This is a genomic window from Cryobacterium sp. TMT3-29-2, from assembly GCF_004564305.1.
In the GTDB taxonomy this organism is placed as follows: domain Bacteria; phylum Actinomycetota; class Actinomycetes; order Actinomycetales; family Microbacteriaceae; genus Cryobacterium; species Cryobacterium sinapicolor.
Genome location: NZ_SOGK01000095.1, coordinates 115,191 through 137,149, shown reverse-complemented (window position 1 = coordinate 137,149; position 21,959 = coordinate 115,191). Strand labels below are relative to the sequence as shown.

Sequence of the window (21,959 nt, the reverse complement as noted above, 5' to 3'; positions counted from 1 at the left end):
CTCGCCTCGCCGGCACCCGCCTCGCCTCGCCTCGCCTACCCGCCCCGCCTCGCCTCGCCGGCACCCGCCCCGCCACCGCCCCTCACCCTCGCGATTAGACTGAGCGGATGCCCGTCATCGAGATCAGCGACCTCAGCGATCCGCGACTCGTGGACTATGCCCACCTCACCGATGTGGCCCTCAAGAAGGCGCGGGGCACCGAGCACGGGCTGTATATAGCCGAGTCGGCATTGGTTCTCGAGCGGGCTCTGCGCGCCGGACACCGTCCGCGCTCGGTCCTCGCCCTCGGCAACACCGCTGAGGAGGCCCGGGCCCTCGTCGGCGAGGACGTGCCCGTCTTCGTCGGCCCGGGAAAGTTGCTGGCGGAGCTCACCGGATACGTGCTGCACCGCGGCGTGATCGCCTCGATGCACCGGCCCGAGCTGCCCGCCCCGGAGGCGGTGCTCACCGGCGCCCGCCGCATCGTAATCCTCGAAAACGTATCCGACCCCACGAACGTCGGGGCGATCTTCCGCTCCGCCGGGGCTATCGGCGCAGACGCGATCCTGGTCACGCCGCGCTGCTCCGACCCCTTCTATCGCCGCGCCATCCGCGTCTCGATGGGCACCGTGCTGCAGGTGCCCTGGACCCGCGTCGGCGACTGGCCCAGCACCCGCGCACTGCTCAGCCGGCACGGTTTCCACCTCGCCGCGCTCGCCCTGACGACGGATGCCGTGAGCCTCCGCGACTTCCCCGGGCACGCGCATGAGCGGCTGGCTCTGTTGCTCGGCGCGGAGGGTGAGGGGCTCACCCCCGACGCGCTGGCGGCATCCGACACCGTGGTGCAGATTCCGATGAAGCACGGCATCGACTCCCTCAACGTGGCCGCCGCCAGTGCCGTCGCGATGTGGGCACTCTCGGGCTAGCCGGGCACCGGCCGCGTCTTGCTCGGCCCGTCCGGCTCGCCCCGGCCGGCTCGCTCCGCCCGGCTCGCTCCGTCCGGCTCGCCCCCGTCCGGTTCGCTCCGTCCGGCTCGCCCCGTCCGGTTCGCTCCGCCCGGCTCGCCCCGTGTGGCTAACTCAGGAGATTCGCCCGTCACGTACCGCCGGGCCACGGACCAGTGCGGCGGAAAGCTCCGGACGACGATCCCCTTGCCCGATCTCCTGAATTAGCCCCCGTGCACACACCGCACCCGTTCAGGGCCACGGCTACGCCACGGCTACGCCACGGCTACGCCACGGCTACGCCACGGCGACGCCACGGCGACGCCACGGCGACGCCACGGCGACGCCACGGCGACGCCACGGCGACGCCACGGCGACCGGGAAGCCTAGGCTGAGGTCATGAGCAATGAGGCTGTCATCATCGATGTCGTGCGCACCGCGTCTGGTCGAGGCAAGCCGGGCGGTTCCCTCTCGGGCGTGCATCCGGCGGACCTGCTGGCCGGGGTTCTGAGCGAGTTGGTCACCCGCAACGGGCTCGATCCCGCGCTCGTCGACGACGTGATCGGCGGCTGCGTCAGCCAGGTCGGCGAGCAGGGCTACAACGTGACCCGCACCGCCCTACTCAGCGCGGGCTTCCCCGACTCGGTGCCAGGAGCCACCATCGACCGGCAGTGCGGCTCCAGCCAGCAGGCGGCCACGTTCGCCGCGCAGGGCGTGATGGCCGGCAGTTACGACATCGTCATCGCCTGCGGCGTCGAGTCGATGAGCCGCGTGCCGCTGGGCAGCTCCATCCGTGCGAACCAGAACGACGAGGCCCGGGACGACCCCCACGGCCTCCGGATGCGCGACCGCTACCCCGACGGCCTCGTCAACCAGGGCGTCTCTGCCGAGCTGATGAACCAGAAGTGGAAGCTGGGCCGCGGCGAACTGGATGCCTTCGCCGCCCGCTCGCACCGCCTCGCCGCGGCCGCCGCCGAGCGCGGCGACTTCGGCGGCGAACTCCGGCCGACGACCCTGCCCGGCGGCCGGGTCGTGGACGCCGACGAGACTATCCGGCCCGGCACCACCCTCGCGTCTCTGGCCGCCCTGCCGCCGGCGTTCCGCACCGACGCCCTCGCCGCCCGCTTCCCGAAGCTCGACTGGCACCTCACCGCCGGCAACTCGTCGCCGCTGACCGACGGGGCCTCCGCCGCCCTGATCATGAGCGCGAAACGGGCCGCAGAGCTCGGCCTCAACCCGCGCGCCCGGTTCCACAGCTTCGCGGTGACCGGAAGCGACCCGCTTCTGATGCTGACCGGCGTGGTCCCGGCGACCCGGCGCATCCTGGAGCGCTCCGGGCTCAGCATCGACGACCTCGACGCCTACGAGGTGAACGAGGCGTTCGCCACCGTTCCGCTGGTCTGGCTGCGCGAAACGGGAGCCGACCCGGCCCTGCTCAATCCGCGCGGCGGGGCCATCGCGCTCGGCCACGCGCTCGGCTCCTCGGGCACCCGGCTCCTCGGCACCCTGCTGAACCACCTCGAATTGACCGGCGGCCGCTGGGGGCTGCAGACCATGTGCGAGGGCGGCGGCATGGCCAACGCCACCATCATCGAGCGGCTCTGAGATGCGCATCGACGGATGCTCCGCCCTCGTCACCGGAGCCGCCTCCGGCCTCGGGTTGGCCACCAGCACCGCCCTGGCCCACGCCGGGGCAGCGGTCGTGCTTCTCGACCTGCCGGGCGCCGCGGGGGAGCAGGCCGCCGCGGCGATCGGTGGCCGAGCCCGCTTCGTACCCGGGGATGTCACCCGCCCCGAGGACGTGCAGGCTGCAGTCGACGCCGCCGCCGAGCTCGGCCCGCTGCGCATCGTGGTCAACTGCGCCGGCATCGCCCCCGGTCAGCGCACCGTCGACCGCGATGGCGCCCCGCTGCCGTTGGACGACTTCGATCGGGTCATCCGCATCAACCTTGTCGGCACGTTCAACGTGATCCGGCTGGCCGCGGCCGCCATGGCGATGACCGACCCGCTCGGCACGGATCCGCTCGGCACGGATCCGGTCGGCACCGACCCGGTCGGTACGGACCCGCTCGGTACGGATCCGCTCGGCACGGTTCCGGAGCGGGGCGTGATCGTGAACACGGCATCCGTCGCCGCCTTCGACGGGCAGATCGGCCAGGCGGCCTACGCCGCGTCGAAGGGCGGCGTCGCCGCGATGACCCTGCCGCTCGCCCGCGAATTCGCCCGGTCGCTGATCCGGGTGGTGACCATCGCGCCCGGCATCTTCGACACCCCGCTGCTGCAGGGCCTCCCCGAGAACGTGCGCGAATCCCTCGCGGCGCAGGTGCCGCACCCTGCCCGGCTCGGCGACCCGGCCGCGTTCGCCGCGCTCGTGCGCCACATCGTGGAGAACCCGATGCTCAACGGCGACACCATCCGGCTCGACGGCGCCATCCGGATGCCGCCCCGCTAGTCAGCCCGTGCCTGTGCATTCCCCGCGGGCCCGGCCGGCCCACCTTTTTTTAGGGTAGGCTTACCTAAAGCACAGTGGGCTATGCCCACACGACAGTAGGGACACGCAACACGATGATTTTCTCACGCCGCTGGGCACTGCTGGCCGCTATCGGAACGGTGACCCTGCTCGGGGCAACCGGGTGCAGCGCGCCCGAGGAATCCGCTCCCGCCGCCTCCGACGGAGCCGCTCCCTCAGGCTCGATCACCGTCTACAACGCTCAGCACGAGGAACTCACCCAGGCTTGGGCCGACGAGTTCACCGCGGAGACCGGCGTCACCGTCACGCTGCGCAACGGCAGCGACTCCGAACTCGGCAACCAGCTCGTGCAGGAGGGCACCGCCTCCAAGGCCGACGTGTTCCTCACCGAGAACTCGCCCGCGATCAGCCTGGTCGACCGGGCCGGCCTGTTCGCCCCGGTCGACGACGCCACGCTCGAGCAGGTTCCCGAGCAGTACCGTCCCTCCACCGGTATGTGGACCGGCATCGCCGCCCGCTCCACCGTCTTCGCCTACAACCCGAGCCTGATCAGCGAGAGCGAACTGCCCACCTCTCTGCTCGACCTCGCGGACCCGGCCTGGGCGGGCCGCTGGGCCGCGTCGCCCTCCGGCGCCGACTTCCAGGCCATCGTCAGCGCCTTCCTGGAACTCAAGGGTGAAGAGGCCACGCGCGACTGGCTCGCCGCCATGAAGGAGAACGCGGTCGTCTACAAGGGCAACAGCACCGTGATGAAGGCCGTCAACGCGGGCGAGATCCCCGGTGGCGTGATCTACCACTACTACTGGTTCGGCGACCAGGCCGGCACCGGCGAGAACAGCGCCAGCACCCAGATGCACTACTTCAAGAACCAGGATCCCGGCGCGTTCGTCAGCGTCTCCGGCGGCGGAGTGCTGGAAACCAGCGCCAACCCCGTGGCCGCGCAGGCGTTCCTGGCCTACATCACCGGCAAGGGCGGCCAGGAGATCCTGAAGACCGGCACCTCGTTCGAGTACCCCGTCTCCGACTCGGTCGACGCGAACCCCGCGCTCGTGCCGCTCAGCGAACTCGATGCCCCCGTCATCGACCCCTCCGAACTCAATAGCACCACGGTCACCGATCTGATGACCGAGGCCGGTTTCATCTAGGCTGCAACTGGTGATACCTGCAGCCCCCTCGACCGCGCACCCGGCGCCCGACCCGTCGGACACCGGTCGCGGAGCCATCGGTGAAACCGATGGCACGGGGCCTGCGGGGCGCACGGATGCCGCGGTCCGGGTCGGTAAACGCCCGTCACCGTTCATCGTGGCGGCTGCCGTCACCGTGTCCGTGCTCGGGCTGCTGCCGCTGGGCTATGTCATCGTCACCGGCATCCTGACCGGCTGGCCGACCCTGTCCGCGCTCGTTTTCCGGCCGCGGGTCGGCGAGTTGCTCTTGAACACGATCGGGCTGGTCGTGATCACCGTTCCGCTGACCGCGGTGATCGGGGTGGCCGCCGCCTGGCTGGTCGGCCGCACGTCCCTGCCCGGCCACCGGGTGTTCGCCGTGCTCCTGGCGACGCCGCTTGCGGTGCCGGCCTTCGTCAACAGCTACGGCTGGGTGAGCGCCGTGCCCTCGCTGAACGGCCTCTGGTCGGGGGTTCTGATCGCCACCCTGTCGTACTTCCCTCTGGTCTACCTGCCCTGCGCCGCCGCGCTCCGGCGGCTCGACCCGACCGTCGAAGAAGCAGCCGAGTCGCTCGGCAGCGGCGCCTGGGGTGTCTTCTTCCGGGTCGTCCTGCCGCAGTTGCGGCTGCCGATCCTCGGCGGCGCCTTGCTGGTGGGACTGCACCTGCTCTCCGAATACGGCGCTTTTGCGATGATCCGATTCGACACCTTCACCACCGCCATCGTCGAGCAGTACCGGTCCACGTTCAACGGTCCCGCGGCCAACGCCCTCGCCGGCGTGCTCGTGCTGCTTTGCCTGTTCCTACTGATCGGGGAGTCCGGCGCCCGCGGCCGGTCCCGGTACGCCCGCCTCGGCTCCGGCGTGGCCCGGGTCACGCCTCGGCGCTCCCTCGGCGCCTTCACGCCGGCCGGCTACCTGTTTCTCGGCGGGCTGTTCGCACTGGCGATCGGGGTGCCGTTCTGGAGCGTCATCCGCTGGCTGGCCCAGGGCGGCGCAGGCGTGTGGAGCGAGCCCGTGCTGGTGCAGTCCCTGCTACAGACCGTGGGCTACGGCCTGGTCGGTGCCGTGGTCACCTGCCTGCTCGCGTTCCCGATCGCGTTCCTCGCCGTGCGCTATCCGAGCCGGCTGTCCCGCGGCCTCGAATCGGTCAACTATCTCACCAGTTCCCTGCCCGGGATCGTCACGGCCCTCGCGCTGGTGACCATCAGCATCCGTTTCGTGCAGCCGCTCTACCAGACCGCCGTTCTGGTGATCGTGACCTACCTGCTGATGTTCCTGCCGCGCGCGCTGGTGAACCTCCGGGCCGGGCTCGCGCAGGTCCCGGTCGGACTGGAGGAGGCCGCGCGGTCGCTCGGCAAGCATCCGTTCGCCGCGTTCCTCGGTGTCACCACCCGTTTCTTCGCGCCGTCCGCCCTGGCCGCCGGGGCCCTCGTGTTTCTCGGCATCGTCACCGAGCTCACCGCCACCCTGCTGCTGGCCCCCAGCGGCACTCGCACCCTCGCGATCCAGTTCTGGTCGAAAGTGAATGACATCAACTACGTCGGCGCCGCCCCCTATGCCCTGCTGATGATCGTGCTGAGCCTGCCGGTCACGTACCTGCTGTTCGCCCGCTCCCGGCTGACGAGCGTGTCATGACCTCGGCCATCGAACTCGCCGGGGTCAACAAGAGCTTCGGCAGCACCCGCATCCTCGAGGACATCGCGCTTTCGGTGCCGGAGGGCAGTCGCACGGTCGTGGTGGGTTCGTCCGGATCGGGCAAGACCACCCTGTTGCGCCTGATCAGCGGCTTCGAGCTGCCCGACTCGGGCACCATCACCGTGCTCGGCCGCACTGTGGCGGGGCCGGGCATCGCCGTGGCCGCACACCGGCGCGGGATCGGCTTCGTGGCGCAGGACGGGGCGCTGTTCCCGCACCTCACGGTGGGGCAGAACATCGCGTTCGGCCTGGGCCCGGCCCTCCGCGGCGGCACCCGCAAGCAGCGGGCGCGGGCCGTCGACGAACTGCTCGAGATGGTGTCGCTGAAGGCCGACTTCGCCGCCCGCCGTCCCGATGAACTCTCCGGCGGTCAGCAGCAGCGCGTGGCCCTGGCCCGGGCCCTCGCCCGCCAGCCGCGAGTGATGCTCCTCGACGAACCGTTCTCCGCCCTCGACGCCGGGCTCCGGGCGGTCACCCGGGACATCGTCGCCGAGACCCTGGAGCGCGCCGGCATCACCACGGTGCTCGTCACCCACGACCAGGCCGAGGCGATGAGCTTCGCCCACCAACTCGCGGTGCTCCGCGACGGCAACCTCTGCCAGGTGGGGCCGCCCCGCGAGGTCTACTGGCGCCCCGTCGACCTGTTCACGGCCCGGTTCCTCGGCGACGCGGTGGTGCTGCCGGCCACCATCTCGGACGGCTTCGCCGCCTGCGCGCTCGGCAGGGTCGCCGTCGCCCCGACCGGCCTGCGCGGCGACGCGTGCATCATGCTGCGCCCGGAGCAGATCATGGTCGAGCATTGCGAAACCGGCGGGGCGGATGCCGGCACCGTCGCATCCTGCACCGGCCAGGTCGAAGCGGTCGACTTCTACGGCCCCGAAGTGCAGCTGGCGGTGCGCCTGTTCTCCGGCGGCGCCGCAGCGTCGCCGTCTGCCGCCGGCGCAGGCACGCTGGTCCACGTGCGGCAGCACGGCACGATCGGCACCATCGTGGGCAGCCGGGTCAGTCTCACCGCCCGTGGCACCGCCACCGCCTTCGCCGCCCGCCCATAGCCTGCCCCTGACCAGGCCGGCCACGGACCCGCACCCGGCATCCCGCACCCGGCATCCGGCATCCCGCACCCGGCATCCCGCATCCGGCATCCCGCATCCGGTATCGAACGAATTCGACGGAGATTCTCCCGAAAAACGCCTTTTCCGGCCTGTTCCAGGCCGATATTGGCAAAATCTCCGTCGAATTCGTGAGGGGTAGAGGTGTTTCAGGGGTAGAGGTGTTTGAGGGGCGGACCTGCTAGAGGGCGACCGTTCGGAAGCCGATGTTCGCCGCCGAGGAGTCGGGCGTGTTCGCGGCGCGGGCCGAGTTGCGGTAGCGGTTGCAATACGAGTCGTGGCACAGATACGAGCCCCCACGCATCGAGCGCTGGTCGCCCGTGCCCGGGCCCGCCGGGTTCCGCGCGGGGGAGTGCGCGTAGTAGGCCTCGCTCCACCAGTCGGAGCACCACTCCCACACATTGCCGACGCTCTGCCAGACGCCGTACGCGTTCGGCTCGAAGGTGCGCACCGGGGCAGTGGTCAGCCAGCCGTCCTCGCGGGTGTTCACCGCGGGGAACACGCCCTGCCAGATGTTGCAGCGGTGCCGATCACCCCACTCGTCGCCCCAGGGAAAGGTGCGTCCACTGAGCCCGCCGCGCGACGCGCATTCCCATTCCGCCTCGGTGGGCAGCCGCCGGCCCGCCCAGGCGCAGTAGGCCTGCGCGTCGTTCCAGCTGACCTGGACCACCGGATGCTCATCCAACCCGGCCAGGGACGATCGCGGGCCGCCGGGATGCGCCCAGTCGGCGCCGAGCACGCCCAGCCACCAGGGGATCTGCGGCGGCTGGCCGAGGATGTCCTCGAGGTCGGCCTCCAGCGCCAGGTGGAACACGGCGGAGTAGCCGAAGGTTTGCGCCTCGGTGCGATAACCGGTGTCAGCCACGAACCGGGCGAACGCGGCGTTGGTGACGCTCGTCGCATCCAGCTGGAAGGCATCCACCCACACCAGGTGAGCCGGGGTCTCCCCGTCGCCGCGGTTGCCCACCCCGAGGGAGTCGCCCATCAGAAACGTCTGCCGGGGAATGGACACTTGGCCGATCCGATGCCGGGCGGGCGCGTGCCCGGATGTCGGCGCTTTCCCGGATGTGGGCACGTGCCCGAAGGCCGGCAGGTTCCCGGAGGCCGGCGCTTCCCCGGATGTGAGCGGGGGCACGGATGCCGGCGGCGGATGCGCCGACGCGGCCGTCCCGGAATCGCCGGGGCTGCCGTTGTCCCGTGTCGGCGCGCAGCACCGCCCGGGTGGCTCCGAAAGGGGCGCCCGGGCGGGTCCGATCGTGGCGCTCAGGACCGCGTTGCCGGGGTCGGCGTTGCTGAGGCTGGCGTTGCTGAGGCTGCCGTCGGCCATGGCTCAGTGCGTGTCGAGCTCCGCGGCGGCCGCAGCGAGCTGGGTGTCGAGGTCGGAGGCATCGACCTCCAGCTTGCGCTCGGTGCGCTTCGCCGCCCGGATTCCGGCCCGGTCCAGTTCGTCGACGAGGCGGTTCTTGCCGAGCACGATGAGGGCTGCCTGTCCCTCGTCGAGGAGGTCGCCCAGGTCCTTCACGTCGGAGCGGGACAGGCCGCGGGTGAAGTGGCCGATCAGACCGCCCGTCGCGCCGCCGACGGCGGCCATGCCCAGGATGGACGGTGGGAAAAGCAGGCCCACGACCGCGCCGGCGGCAATGCCCGTCCAGCCGCCGTGTCCGCTGCCGGCCCGGTTGATCTTGATGTCGCCGGAGGCATCCTTGGTGGCGATTCCGGCGTCGTAGGTGCCGATGATCTTGGCCTCGTGCAGGTCTCGCACGATGGACAGGTCGGCGCGGGCGATGTCGGGATCGTCATAGGTGCCGAGGAACAGGAAGACCGGTTCTTTTTCTTTGGACATGTCGAATGCCTCCATGAGTGGACGAGTGAACATGAGTCAGCGAACAGGCGTGCGGGGGAGATCGCAGATCGGGAGCGTCGCCCCGCCGAGATCACGCCGAGACCCCGCCGAGACCCGCCGAGATCGAGGTGACGTCGAGGTCGGGCCGGCAGAACGATAAGGACAGTACTCAGGCTCCCCGGCACTGTCAACCGATCCCGCGGCGCTAGTAGCCGCGGGCCTTGACCGTGAGCGCGGCGTATTCGTCGGCGGTGATCGAGCCGGTGTCGAGCAGCTTCTGGGCCTTCGCGATCTCGTCGACGGACCCCATGCTCGCGGCCGAGCGGGCGGCATCCCGGGGCGCTGAGGCATCCGTCGCCGGCAGCGACTGGACTCGATCGGAACCGCGCGTGCCGATGTAGACGACCGCGGTGATGATGGGCACGAAGACGAGGAACAGCACCCAGAGCGCCTTTGCCCAGCCCGAGAGTCCCGGGTCGCGGAAAATGTCGGCCAGCACCGAGAACAGCACGGTGAGATACGCGATGAACACGTAACTCCAGAAGAAAAGCCAGATGATGTCCCAGATGTCCATGCATATCCTCCTCGACTCAGCGTGCGATGTCGAGCAGATGATAGCGCTGTAGCGCCGGCACCGCGGTGCCTGTCGACCGACTACTCCGCCGCGTGCGCCTCAAGGAACTCGTAGACCTCGGTGTCGTCGACGCCGGGGAAGGTGCCGCTGGGCAGCGGCGACAGCACGTGCGCGTGCAGTCGGGCGCTCGGCCAGGCCCTGCCGGCCCAGCGGGAGGAGACCTCCGAGGCCGGGCGGCGGCAGCAGGACTCGTCCGGGCAGCGGGACACCGCCCGTTGGGTGGTCTCCCGGCCGCGGAACCACTTGGCTTGCACGAAGGGCACGCCGACGCTGATCGAGAACTCGCCGGCATCCGTCGCCCCGGTCTGGGTGGCACACCAGAAGGTGCCGGCCGGCGTATCGGTGTACTGGTAGAACTCGGTGGTGCGGTTGGTGTGGGTGAAGGCGCTGCGGGCGCTCCACTGCTTGCAGACGAACTGGCCCTCGATCGAGCCCGTCACGTCGGCGGGCAGCGGGAGGTCGTCGTTCTCGTAGCCCTTCTGCAGGGCGCCGTCGCCGGTGACCCGCAGGAAGTGCAGCGGCATGTCCAGGTGCGAGGTGGCCAGGTTCGTCAGCCGCAGCGCCGCGGCCTCATGGGTCACCCCGAAGGCGTCCCGGAAATCCTCGACCGAGAGCTCGCGTTCCCGCTTGGCTTGGGCGAGGAACGCGACGGATGCCGCCTGCGGCATCAGGCAGGCGGCCGCGAAGTAGTTGATCTGCAGCCGCTGCCAGAGGAACTCGGCGTAGCTGCTCGGCCGCTCATGGCCGAGCAACCGGTGCCCCATCGCCTGCAGCGCCATCGAGCGGAGGCCGTGGCCGCCGGGGATGGACGCCGGTGGCAGGTAGATCCGGTGGTTGACCAGGTCGGTGACCGACCTGGTCGAGCCGGGCAGGTCGTTGACGTAGATCAGGTTGAAGCCGAGCTGTTCGGCCATCACGCTCACCTCCCGGTGGGTGAGCGCGCCCGACACATGCCCGGATGCCCGCACGCGGTCCTCGGCGAGCTGTTCGATGTCGGGCATGAAATTGTCCTGCTCGCGCATCCGTTCACGCAGTTCCGTGTTCGCGCGGCGGGCCTCCTCCGGCGTGGCGATGGCCTCGCTGGCGCGGCGGGCGAGCTCCCGGTGCAGGCCGAGCAGGGACTCGAGCGCCGCCATCGGCATTCCCTTGGTCATCTTCACCCGGGGCAGGCCGAGGGCGCCGTAGAGCGGGTTGCGCTGCGCGCGCTCCAGCTCGATCTCGAGTGCGGCCCGCGTGTTGGGTGCCTCGTTCTTGAGCAGGTCGGTGAGCTCCACGTCGACGGCGGTGGCGATGTCCTGCAGCGTCGAGAGCTTGGGCGAACGGCGCCCGTTCTCGATCAGGGAGAGCTGGCTGCCGGCCATGCCGACTCGTTCGCCGAGCTGGTCGAGGGTGAAGCCGCGCTCGGCCCGGAAATGACGGATGCGAAGTCCCAGGGTGATCAGATCAGCGGCGCGTGTCGACATTCCTTAACGATAGCGAAAGATCGGCTGTTCTTAACGCGCGTTTCTTCCGCACCGGCACCATTGATGGATCATTCTGGATTTAGAGGCCGAAATTATGCCTCCCCACGACTGCAGACCACTGGTTCACGCCGGATTGACCACGAAAGGCCAGGAGATGACCATCGCGAATTCCCGAGTTGAGACCGGCGGGGGCGAGTCCCGCAATGTTGCCGGCACCACCGACCCCAACCTTCAGGCCTGGGTGGACGAGATCACGCGGCTGACCCAGCCCGACGCCGTCGTCTGGTGCGACGGGTCGTTGCGCGAGGCAGACGTGCTCGCGAAGCAGCTCGTCGCCGAGGGCAAGCTCATCCACCTGAACCCGGAGTGGCGCCCCAACAGCTACCTGGCCCGCACGAGCCCGTCGGACGTGGCGCGCGTCGAGGACCGCACCTTCATCTGCTCGGTCGAGCGTGAAGACGCCGGCCCCACGAACAACTGGGCCGATCCGGATGCGATGCGGGGCGAGCTGCAGGGCGTCTTCGCCGGCAGCATGCGCGGCCGCACGATGTACATCGTGCCGTTCTCGATGGGCCCGCTCGGCGGCCCCATCTCCCAGCTCGGCGTGGAGATCACCGACTCGCCCTACGTGGTGCTGAACATGGGCATCATGACCCGCATGGGCCAGAAGGTGCTGCACATGATCGAGGCCGGAGCCCCCTGGGTGCACACCGTGCACAGCGTGGGTTACCCGCTGGTAGACGCCGAGGGACGCCGCCGCAAGGACGTGTCCTGGCCGTGCAACGACACCAAGTACGTCGTTCAGTTCCCGGAGGCCCGGGAGGTGTGGTCGTTCGGCTCGGGCTACGGTGGCAACGCGCTGCTCTCGAAGAAGTCGTTCGCGCTGCGGATCGCATCCGTGATGGCCCGTGACGAGGGCTGGCTGGCCGAGCACATGCTCCTGATCAAGGTCACCTCCCCGGAGGGCGGCGTGAAGCACCTGGCGGCCGCGTTCCCTTCCGCCTGCGGCAAGACGAACCTGTCGATGCTGCGCCCGACCATCCCCGGGTGGAAGGTCGAGACCATCGGCGACGACATCGCCTGGCTCCGCCCCGGCCCCGACGGCCGCCTCTACGCGATCAACCCGGAGGCCGGCTTCTTCGGCGTGGCCCCCGGAACCGGCGAGGTCACCAACCCGACCGCCGTGGCCACCGTCTGGGGCAATACGATCTTCACGAACGTCGCGCTGCGCGACGACGGCGACGTGTGGTGGGAGGGGCTGACCGAGACCACCCCCAGCCACCTGATCGACTGGGAGGGCAACGATTGGACGCCCGCCTCCGGCCGCCCGGCCGCCCACCCCAACTCCCGCTTCACGGTCGCTGCCGCGCAGTGCCCGTCGATCGCCGACGACTGGGAGGCCTTCGGTGGCGTGCCGATCGACGCCATCCTCTTCGGCGGACGCCGCGCGACGAACGTGCCGCTGGTGGCGCAGGCCCGAAGCTGGAAGCACGGCGTGTTCATGGGCGCGACGATCTCCTCGGAGAAGACCGCGGCCGCCGAGGGCACCGTCGGCGAACTGCGCCGCGACCCGTTTGCGATGCTCCCGTTCTGCGGCTACAACATGGCCGACTACTGGGCGCACTGGCTCAAGGTCGGCCGGGGCCTCGGCGGCAAGGCGCCGGAGATCTTCCAGGTGAACTGGTTCCGCAAGGGCGCCGACGGCAGCTTCCTCTGGCCCGGTTTCGGCGAGAACTCCCGCGTGATCGAGTGGATCGTGCGTCGCGTCGAGGGCTCCACGGGCGCCATGGACACCCCGATCGGGCACCTCCCGGTCGAGGGCGGGCTCGACCTCAAGGGCCTTGACCTCTCGTCGACCGATGTCGAGCAGCTCTTCGCGATCGACCCTGCCTCCTGGCTGGCCGAGTGCGACCTCACCGAGGAGTACTTCGCCAAGTTCGGCGACCGGGTGCCGCCGGCGCTGCTCTCCGAGCTCGCGAGCGTACGCTACAACCTGCGCAACGCGTAGCGCGGCCGCGCTGCGCCACCGCCCCGCGAAGATCCGTTCCGCGAGGGTGGATCGGAATGCCCCCACGGCACTCCCGGGGGGCGGTCATTCCGCACGCTCCCGTGAGGGTGGATCGGGTCGTAGGATGCCGGCATGCATGACAACAGCGCGCTCGTGGAGAAACGCATCGACCGGTTCGTTCGGGAACGGCTGCGACCGGCGGTGCACCGGACATCCGCGCCGTTGAGGGTCGAGGCCTGGTCGGTGACGGATGCCCCGGTGCCGTTTCGCGAGGCCAAGCGCCAGACGTATGCCCCGTTCGGAATCGGTCGCGCCTGGGGTCATCCGTGGGGAACCACCTGGTTCCACGTGACCGGGACCGTGCCCGCGGCCTGGGCCGCCGAGGTCGGCACCCGGCTCGAACTGGTCGTCGACCTGGGGTTCAGCAGGGCGACGCCCGGCTTCCAGGCCGAGGGACTGGTCTGGACCCCGGAGGGCGTGGTGCTGAAGGCGGTCGAGCCCCGCAACCGCAGCGTGCCGCTGCCGGTCGCACCCGGCGGGCAGGTCGAGCTGTATATCGAGGCGGCCGCCAATCCGGACGTGACGACCGGTTTCACGTTCGTGGCCACCAGTCAGGGCGACCCGGCCACGGCCGGCACCGAGCCGATCTACCGGCTGCGGCAGGTGGACCTCGCCCTGCGGGACGAGACCGTCTGGGAACTCGTGCAGGACGTCTGGACCTTGACCGGGCTGATGCGCGAGCTGCCTGCCGGGCAGGCACGCCGGGCGGAGATCCTGCGGGCGCTGGAGCGCTGCCTCGACGTGATGGACCCCGATGACGTGGCCGGCACCGCCGGGCGAGGCCGCGCGGCGCTGGCCGGTGTGCTCGCTCGCCCGGCCAATGCCACCGCACACCGGCTGCATGCGGTCGGGCACGCTCACATCGACAGCGCCTGGCTCTGGCCGGTACGGGAGACCGTGCGCAAGGTGGCCCGCACGTTCTCGAACGTGCTCGCCCTGATGGACGAGTATCCGGATTTCGCGTTCGCCGCGTCATCCGCCCAGCAGTACGCCTGGCTGAAGGAGCACTACCCGGAGCTGTTCGCGCGGGTGAAGGCGCAGGTGGCGGCCGGCCGCTTCGTGCCGGTCGGCGGGATGTGGGTGGAGTCCGACACCAATATGCCCGGCGGCGAGGCGCTGGCACGGCAGTTCGTGGCCGGAAAGCGTTTCTTCCTCGAAGAGTTCGGGGTGGAGCCGCTCGAGGTATGGCTGCCGGACTCGTTCGGCTACTCGGCAGCACTGCCGCAGATCGTGGAGGCAGCCGGGTCGCGCTGGTTCCTGACCCAGAAGACCTCGTGGAACGAGACCAACCTGATGCCGCACCACACCTTCCGATGGGAGGGGATCGACGGCACGCAGATTTTCACGCACTTCCCTCCCGTCGACACCTACAACGCACAGCTGTCGGGGGAGGAGCTGGCCCGGGCGGAGCGCCAGTATGCCGAAAAGGGCGCGGCCAACACTTCGCTTGTGCCGTTCGGCTGGGGGGACGGCGGGGGAGGCCCGACCGTAGAGATGATCGCGGCCGCCCTCCGCACCGCGTCGCTGGAGGGCTCGCCCACGGTGGAGCTGTCCACGCCACGCCGCTTCTTCGAGGCCGCCGAGGCGGAGTACCCGGAGCCGCCGGTCTGGTCGGGTGAGCTCTACCTGGAGTTCCACCGCGGCACGTATACCTCGCAGGCGCGCACCAAGCGCGGCAACCGGCGCAGCGAGCACCTGCTGCGGGAGGCCGAGCTGTGGGCGAGCGCGGCATCCGTTTCACACGGTGCGGACTACCCGTACGAGGCGCTGGAGCAGGCCTGGCAGACGGTGCTGCTGCAGCAGTTCCACGACATTCTGCCGGGGTCGTCGATCGCATGGGTGCATCAGGAGGCAGAGCGCAATTATGCCGCCGTCGCCGAGACCCTGACGGGGCTGATCGAGGCGGCGGCGCGGCAGCTCTGCGGGGAGGGCGAGCACGCGGTCACGCTCAACGCAGGGCCGTATGCCGTTGCCGGCATACCCGGGTTGGGTGGAGGCGCGGTCGGTGTTCCGGTTGCGGTTGGGGTCTCGGCTGGCGTCTCGCCTGGCGTCTCGGCTGGCGGTGACGCCGGTCCCGCCGCCGGGTCGGGGCATCCGCGCGCCTCGGTGCGCCGCACACCGGCCGGGCTTGTGCTGGGCAACGGCCTCGTGGCCGTCACGATCGATGCCGACGGGCTCTTCGCCTCGGTGCGCGACCTGGTCTTCGGGCGCGAACTGATCCCGGCCGGCGCCCGCGGCAACCTGCTGCAGTTGCACCGGGACACCCCCACCCAGTGGGACGCCTGGGACATCGACGAGCACTACAAGCGGAACACCGTCGATCTGGTGGCGGCCGAGTCGGTCGAGGTCTGCCAGGACACCCCAGAACAGGTCGGGGTGCGGGTGACGCGTGCTTTCGGGTCCTCCCGAGTGGTCGAGGAGATCACCCTGGCGGCCGGGTCGTCGGCGGTGGACGTGCACCTCGACATCGACTGGCACGAGCGGCAGAAGCTGCTCAAGCTGGCGTTCCCGCTCGATCTGCACGCCGACCGGGCGGCATCCGAAATTCAGTTCGGGCACGTCTTCCGGCCCACCCACACCAACACCTCCTGGGACGCCGCCCGCTTCGAAACGGTCGCGCACCGCTGGGTGCACGTGGGCGAGCCCGGCTACGGGGTGGCCGTGGCCAACGACTCCACCTACGGCCATGACATCGGCCGGGCGACGGATGCGGCGGGCCGCTCCGTCACGACCGTGCGGCTCTCGCTGCTGCGCGCCGCGGTGTTCCCTGACCCCACGGCCGATCAGGGCCGGCACGGGCTGCGGGTGTCGCTGCGGGTGGGCGCCGGCATCCCGGAGGCGGTCGCGGAGGGCTACCGGCTGAACCTGACGCTGCGCACGGTGGCCGGCGTCGGTGCGCCCCGCGTGGAGCCGTTGATCGAGGTCGACCACCCGGCGGTCGTGGTCGAGGCGGTCAAGTTGGCCGAGGACCGCAGCGGGGATTTGATCGTGCGGCTCTACGAGGCGCACGGATCGCGGGTGCGGGCGCGAGTCATCCGTCACTTCGAGGCGACGGATGTCACCGAAACCGATTTGCTGGAACGCCCCCTGGCCGCTTCGCGGGCGCCGTTCGCCGCCGAGGGCCGCGCGCTGACCCTCGAGCTGCGCCCCTTCCAACTGGTCACCCTGCGCTTCACCCGCCCCTGACCGCCTCTGACCGCCCCTGTCCGCCTCTGATTCTGAACCGGAGAAGCGCTGCCGCGCAGGCGGCGGGTTGCGTGGCTAACTCAGGAGATCCGTCCGGCCGGTCTGGACATCCGCACTCGATCCGCACTGGCCCGCGGCGTCCGGGCAACCGGGGCGACGGATGTCCTGAGTTAGCCACAGGGGCGGCAGCCCGGGCTTCACGAGCAGCTGGCTAGACGCGCAGCTGGCTAGACGAGCAGCTGGCTAGACGAGCAGCTGGCTAGACGAGCAGCTGGTGCTTGGCGAGTTCGCGGTAGAGCGGCGTCGAGGCCACCAGTTCGGAGTGGGTTCCGGTGCCGATGACCTGCCCGTGGTCGAGCACCACGATCTGGTCGGAGTCGACCACGGTTGACAGCCGGTGCGCGATCACGATCAGGGTGCGGTCCACGGCGACCGCGTCGATCGCGGCCCGCATCTTCTGCTCGTTGACGCCGTCGAGGCTCGAGGTGGACTCGTCCAGCAGCAGGATGGGCGGCGCGGCCAGCAGGGCTCGCGCGATCGCCAGCCGCTGGCGTTCGCCGCCGGAGAGCATCACACCCGACTCGCCGACCGCCGCGCCGAGACCGGCCGGGTCGCGCTCGAGCACCTCGGAGAGGTTCACGGCGTGGAGCACGGCGATGCATTCCTCGTCGGTGGCGTCTGGCGTGGACAGGGTCAGGTTGTCCCGCAGCGAACCGGCCAGCACGGGGGCGTCCTGCTCGACGTAGCCGATCTGGGAGCGCAGGGCCGTGCGATCGAGGGTACGGATATCCAGTCCCCCCATGCGCACAACGCCGTCGGTCGGGTCGTAGAACCGCTCGATCAGGGCCAGGATGGTGCTCTTGCCGGCTCCGGACGGGCCGACCAGGGCGGTGCGCTTGCCGCGCGGGGCGTCGAAGGTGACCCCGCGGAGCACCGGGCGCGGCTCACCGGCGGCGTCGGCGTCGCTGCGCCCGGTCGCGCGTTCGGCGGCCTGCTCGGACGCCTGCTCGACGACCCGGTCGGAAACGTCGGCAGTGGCGGCAGCGGCGCGTTCGGCGGCCTGCGGGGCCATCCGGTCGGTGGCAGCAGCAGCAGTAGTGGCAGTGGCATCGGCAGCGGTGCCGCGTGCCGTGTCGGCGCGGTCCGCGGCCGCGACATCGGCCTCGGCCAGATCGGGTTCGGCCGGAGCAGCCTCCATCACGGCCGGAACCACGATGGCGGTCTCGAGCACGAACGGCGCCGCGACGGCGGTCTCGATCATCGCGTTCTCCGCGGCGACGAGTTCGGCGTCGGAAGCCGTGTGAGCGGAACGACCGGCACCGGACGGAACGGTGGCAGCAGAACCGATAGCACCAGCACCAGCACCAGCACCAGCACCAGCACCAGCACCAGCACCAGCACCAGCACCAGCACCAGCACCAGTACCAGTACCAGCACCAGCATCATCGCCGGCGGCCGACTCGGCCTCCGCGCTCGCGGCATCCGTCGCCGAGGGGGCGACCGAATAGCCGAACTGAACGTTCTCGAACGAAATCGCCGGGGCATCGGGCCGCACCGACTCGTTCGCGGCGCCGACCGTGATGGCCAGCGGCGCGATGTCGCGGTCGAACTGGTCCTCGGCGGGCAGGTCGATGATCTCCTGGATGCGTCCGAGGGCACCGAGCGCGGCGTTCACCGAGGTGATCGCGCCGAACGCCTGGCCGAGCGGCACGATCATCAGGAACAGGAACAGGATGAACGCGATCAGGTCCGCGATCGTGATTGTGTCGCTGGCCACGCGGAATCCGCCCACTCCGAGCACGACCAGGAACGACACCTGCATGGCGATTCCGGCGATCGGCACGACGAGGGCCGAGATCTTCGCGACCTGGATGCCCATCCGCCAGGCACCCATGGCGTCCTCCTCGACCGCGGCGATCTCCCGGTCGGTGGCGTTCGAGGCGCGCACGGTGCGCACCGCGCTGATGGCGCGTTCGACGCTGGCGGCGAGGTCGCCGACCTTGGCCTGCGCGGCCAGGCTGGCGGTCCGGATGCGCTGCGACAGCAGTGTGACGGTGACCACCGACACGGCGATCACCAGCACGGTCAGCCCGAGCAGCACCGGATCGATCACGAGCATGGCGATGAGCGCGCCGACGAACGTCAGCGACCCGCCGATCGCCTCGACGAGACCCTGAGTGAGCACGGCCCGCAGCAGCGTGGTGTCCGACCCCACCCGGGAGACCAGGTCGCCCGTGCGGCGGGTATCGAATTCGCTGATCGGGAGGCGCAGCATCCGCCCGATCAGTTTGCGGCGGCTGGACAGCACCACCCCTTCGCCGGTGCGCTGCAGCAAGTAGTGCTGGTAACCGCTGATCAGAGCGGAGATGACGACGAGCGCTACCAGGGCCCAGACCAGACCGCCGAGCGCGTCGCCCTCCTGCACGATGGTGATGACCTGGCTGACCAGGAGCGGCTGGGCGAGGCTGGCGGCGGCGCCGAGGATACTGAGCACGACCACGAAGCTGAGCACCTTCTTGTGCTCGAGCAGATACGGGACCAGCTGGCTGAACGTCGCGCGGGGTCCGCCGGCATCGGCGCCGCGGCGCCCCATCCGGCCGAGGCGACCACGGGCGGCAGGATGAGCGGTCGGGCCGGCGGTCGGTCGGTCGGTCGGTCGGGCGGTGGAACGGGGGCTGCGGGGGGTACTCACTGAATGAGCTTAACCGCATCCCGCTGCGTGTCGGCCCGGCGGTCTACAGTGAGGAACTGTGCCGGAGCCAGTTATCGTTGCCCAGAATCTCGTCAAGAAGTACCAGGATTTCGCCGCCGTCGACGGCATCTCCTTCGAGGTGGCACCCGGCGAATCGTTCGGACTGCTCGGCCCGAACGGGGCCGGCAAATCGACCACCATGCGCCTGGTGGGGGCCGTCTCCACCCGTACCGGCGGCGACCTGCGCGTCCTGGGCCTCGACCCGAACCGGTACGGCCCGGAGATTCGCTCCCGCCTCGGCGTGGTGCCGCAGGCCGACAACCTCGACACCGAGCTGCGGGTGCGTGAGAACCTGCTCGTCTACGGCCGCTACTTCGGCCTGCCGCGGGCGCAGGTGGCCCGGCGTACTGACGAGCTGCTGGCGTTCGCGCAGCTGGAGGACAAGGCGAAGTCGAAGGTCGACGCGCTATCCGGGGGCATGAAGCGACGCCTCACGATCGCGCGCGCCCTGATCAATGACCCGAGCATCCTGCTGCTCGACGAACCGACCACGGGCCTCGACCCGCAGGCCCGGCACATCCTCTGGGACCGCCTGTTCCGGCTCAAGGAGCAAGGCACGACCCTGCTGCTCACCACCCACTACATGGACGAGGCCGAGCAGCTCTGCGACCGCCTGGTTGTGATCGACAACGGTGTGATCATGGCCGAGGGTGCCCCGGCGCAGCTGATCCGCACCTACTCCTCCCGGGAGGTGCTGGAGGTGCGGTTCGGCTCCGACCTCAACGCCGATGTGGCGGCGCAGATCGCCGGCATGGGCGACCGCATCGAGGTGCTGCCCGACCGCATCCTGATCTACAGCGAGAACGGCGAGTCCGAGCTGGTGCGCATCGTGGACGCCGGCCTCACCCCGATCACCAGCCTGGTGCGCCGCTCCAGCCTGGAAGACGTGTTCCTGCGGCTGACCGGACGGACCCTGATCGAATGACAGCCGAGCACACCGGCGCCGCCCCGCCGCCCGGCTCCGTCGGCGACCGGGCCATCCGTTCCACCCGGCGCACCCGGCGCTGGGGCTCCTGGTATGTGGCCGAGCACCGCTTCCTGTCACTGCGCGCCTACGCCCAGACGGTCACGGTGACCGCGATCGGCAACCCGATCATCTACCTCTACGCGATGGGGGTCGGCCTGGCCACCCTCGTCGACGCCAACCTGGGCACGGATGCCGTGGGCGGGGTCAGCTACCTGGCGTTCGTCGCTCCCGCCCTCCTCTGCAGCGCGGCGATCGCCGTGGCCAGCGACGAATTCACCTACCCGATCATGATCGGCTTTAAGTGGAACCCGGTGTTCTTCGCGATGAACGCCGCCCCGATCCAGCCCGGCCAGATCATCAACGGCATCGTCATCGCGGTCTTCGTGCGCATGTTCGTCACCTGCGGCATCTTCTACGCCTTCATGCTGCTGTTCGGCGCGGTCCCCTCGGCGACCGGGTTTCTCGCGGTGTTCGTCGCCGTGCTCACCGGGCTCGGTTTCGGCGTGCTGCTGATGGCGTACACGGCCACCCTGACCGAGGACACCGGCCAGCTGGCCATGGTGATGCGCTTCGTCATCCTGCCGATGACCCTGTTCTCCGGCACCTTCTTCCCGCTTGCTGTGCTGCCGGTCTGGCTGCAGTGGATCGGCTGGATCTCCCCGCTCTGGCACGGCACCGAGCTGGCCCGCGTCTTCGCCTACGGGCTGAGCGAACCGCTCTGGATGAGCGTGCTGCACGTGCTCTACCTGGCGGTGCTGCTCGCTGTCGGCTGGGCCTGGGCCCGCCGCATCACGGCGAGGCGGCTGAACAAATGACCGGCACCGACCAGCGAACGGGTGCCCGGGCATCCGGCCCGCTCGGCGCGTTCTACGCCGGGAACGCCCGCAGCGTCATGCTCCGGGGCTGGCAGGCGACCCGGAGCACCAACTGGCTGGTCGTGGTCAGCGGCTTCTTCGAGCCGATCTTCTACCTACTCTCGATGGGCCTCGGCCTGGGCGCCCTGGTCGGCACGATCACGACCGAGTCGGGCCAGGAGGTGCCGTACGCGGCGTTCATCGCACCCGCGCTGCTCGCCGTCGCCGCCATGAACGGAGCCATCTACGACTCCACCTGGAACGTGTTCTTCAAGATGCAGTTCGCCAAGCTCTACGAGGGCATGCTGGCCACCTCGCTCGGCCCGCTGGATGTCGCGCTCGGCGAGATCTCGCTGGCACTGCTCCGTGGGGCGCTTTACGCCACCGGTTTTCTGGTCGTGATGCAGGCGCTCGGGCTCAACCTGTCTTGGTGGGCGCTGCTGGCCCTGCCGGCCGTGCTCCTGATCGCGTTCGGCTTCGCGAGCGTGGGGATGGCCGTCACGAGCTTCATGAAGACGTTCCAGCAGATGGACTGGATCACCTTCCTGCTGCTACCGATGTTCCTGTTCTCGGCCACGTTCTACCCGCTCAGCGTCTACCCGCAGCCGATCCAGTACGTGTTCCAGGCGCTCCCGCTCTGGCACGGTGTCGAGCTCGTGCGCGGCCTGACCACCGGCCAAGTCGACGCCGGGATGCTCTGGCACGTGCTCTACTATCTGGTGATGATCCTGCTCGGCCTGATCTTCACCACCCGGCGCCTGCGCACCCTCTTCCTCGACTAGCTCCCGCGCGCGACTAGCTCCCGTGCGCGACTAGCTCCCGTGCGCGACT

At 70.0% G+C, this 21,959-nt stretch carries 16 protein-coding genes; 11 read left to right on the top strand and 5 right to left on the bottom strand.

The features are described 5' to 3' along the window. The first annotated feature begins 107 nt into the window (after nt 1–107). The 6 genes from E3O67_RS11325 (at nt 108) to E3O67_RS11300 (ending at nt 7,304) form a co-directional block, all read left to right on the top strand. Nucleotides 108–905 (top strand): RNA methyltransferase, encoded by a 798-nt coding sequence (locus E3O67_RS11325; protein WP_135102724.1) that lies wholly within the window; start codon nt 108–110, stop codon nt 903–905. 417 nt (nt 906–1,322) lie between these two features. After that, a complete protein-coding gene (locus E3O67_RS11320; protein WP_134429491.1) occupies nt 1,323–2,528 on the top strand; it encodes a thiolase family protein in 1,206 nt (401 codons plus the stop codon). 1 nt (nt 2,529) lies between these two features. Then, complete coding sequence (locus E3O67_RS11315) at nt 2,530–3,375, top strand: SDR family NAD(P)-dependent oxidoreductase (protein ID WP_135102723.1); 846 nt, start codon at nt 2,530–2,532, stop codon at nt 3,373–3,375. Between the two features lie 113 nt (nt 3,376–3,488). Continuing rightward, nucleotides 3,489–4,538, top strand: coding sequence for an iron ABC transporter substrate-binding protein (locus E3O67_RS11310; protein ID WP_135102722.1), 1,050 nt, complete (start codon nt 3,489–3,491; stop codon nt 4,536–4,538). Nucleotides 4,539–4,614: 76 nt separating this feature from the next. Continuing rightward, on the top strand, nt 4,615–6,192 hold the full coding sequence (locus E3O67_RS11305; RefSeq protein ID WP_134429572.1) for an iron ABC transporter permease: 1,578 nt from the start codon (nt 4,615–4,617) through the stop codon (nt 6,190–6,192). Further along, on the top strand, nt 6,189–7,304 hold the full coding sequence (locus E3O67_RS11300) for an ABC transporter ATP-binding protein (protein WP_135102721.1): 1,116 nt from the start codon (nt 6,189–6,191) through the stop codon (nt 7,302–7,304). The genes E3O67_RS11305 and E3O67_RS11300 overlap by 4 nt, the downstream gene beginning before the upstream one ends. Before the next feature lie 238 nt (nt 7,305–7,542). On the opposite strand, the gene E3O67_RS11295 is transcribed toward E3O67_RS11300, so the two are convergent. The 4 genes from E3O67_RS11295 to E3O67_RS11280 all read right to left on the bottom strand — a co-directional run bounded on the left by E3O67_RS11295 (nt 7,543) and on the right by E3O67_RS11280 (nt 11,301). After that, nucleotides 7,543–8,688 (bottom strand): SUMF1/EgtB/PvdO family nonheme iron enzyme, encoded by a 1,146-nt coding sequence (locus E3O67_RS11295; protein WP_174776825.1) that lies wholly within the window; start codon nt 8,686–8,688, stop codon nt 7,543–7,545. Between the two features lie 3 nt (nt 8,689–8,691). Next, entirely contained in the window at nt 8,692–9,204 is a 513-nt protein-coding gene (locus E3O67_RS11290; RefSeq protein WP_134429486.1) for a DUF1269 domain-containing protein, read from the bottom strand. Between the two features lie 205 nt (nt 9,205–9,409). Then, nucleotides 9,410–9,778: a hypothetical protein gene (locus E3O67_RS11285; RefSeq protein ID WP_135102720.1), complete on the bottom strand. Its 369-nt coding sequence runs from the start codon at nt 9,776–9,778 to the stop codon at nt 9,410–9,412. Nucleotides 9,779–9,858: 80 nt separating this feature from the next. Continuing rightward, nucleotides 9,859–11,301, bottom strand: a complete 1,443-nt coding sequence (locus E3O67_RS11280; protein ID WP_134429484.1) for a helix-turn-helix domain-containing protein — start codon at nt 11,299–11,301, stop codon at nt 9,859–9,861. Nucleotides 11,302–11,455: 154 nt separating this feature from the next. On the opposite strand from E3O67_RS11280, the gene E3O67_RS11275 reads away from it, so the two are divergent. Together E3O67_RS11275 and E3O67_RS11270 are read left to right on the top strand one after the other, a co-directional pair. Continuing rightward, nucleotides 11,456–13,309 carry a phosphoenolpyruvate carboxykinase (GTP) gene (locus E3O67_RS11275; RefSeq protein WP_135102719.1) on the top strand — a complete coding sequence of 618 codons (1,854 nt, stop codon included), beginning with the start codon at nt 11,456–11,458 and terminating at the stop codon, nt 13,307–13,309. A 132-nt stretch (nt 13,310–13,441) separates the two neighbouring features. After that, nucleotides 13,442–16,555 (top strand): glycoside hydrolase family 38 C-terminal domain-containing protein, encoded by a 3,114-nt coding sequence (locus E3O67_RS11270; protein ID WP_135102718.1) that lies wholly within the window; start codon nt 13,442–13,444, stop codon nt 16,553–16,555. Nucleotides 16,556–16,814: 259 nt separating this feature from the next. Here E3O67_RS11270 and E3O67_RS17470 read toward each other — a convergent pair whose 3' ends face one another. Beyond that, nucleotides 16,815–19,148 carry an ABC transporter ATP-binding protein gene (locus E3O67_RS17470; RefSeq protein WP_241982132.1) on the bottom strand — a complete coding sequence of 778 codons (2,334 nt, stop codon included), beginning with the start codon at nt 19,146–19,148 and terminating at the stop codon, nt 16,815–16,817. Between the two features lie 157 nt (nt 19,149–19,305). On the opposite strand from E3O67_RS17470, the gene E3O67_RS11250 reads away from it, so the two are divergent. From E3O67_RS11250 to E3O67_RS11240, 3 genes are read left to right on the top strand one after another with little or no spacing between them, the layout of a single operon-like run. Next, nucleotides 19,306–20,232 carry an ABC transporter ATP-binding protein gene (locus E3O67_RS11250; RefSeq protein ID WP_134429481.1) on the top strand — a complete coding sequence of 309 codons (927 nt, stop codon included), beginning with the start codon at nt 19,306–19,308 and terminating at the stop codon, nt 20,230–20,232. Then, complete coding sequence (locus E3O67_RS11245; protein ID WP_135102717.1) at nt 20,229–21,089, top strand: ABC transporter permease; 861 nt, start codon at nt 20,229–20,231, stop codon at nt 21,087–21,089. The genes E3O67_RS11250 and E3O67_RS11245 overlap by 4 nt, the downstream gene beginning before the upstream one ends. Continuing rightward, the gene (locus E3O67_RS11240; protein WP_135102716.1) at nt 21,086–21,910 is read left to right on the top strand and encodes an ABC transporter permease; all 825 of its coding nucleotides are present in this window, start codon (nt 21,086–21,088) and stop codon (nt 21,908–21,910) included. The genes E3O67_RS11245 and E3O67_RS11240 overlap by 4 nt, the downstream gene beginning before the upstream one ends. The last annotated feature ends 49 nt before the right edge of the window (nt 21,911–21,959 follow it).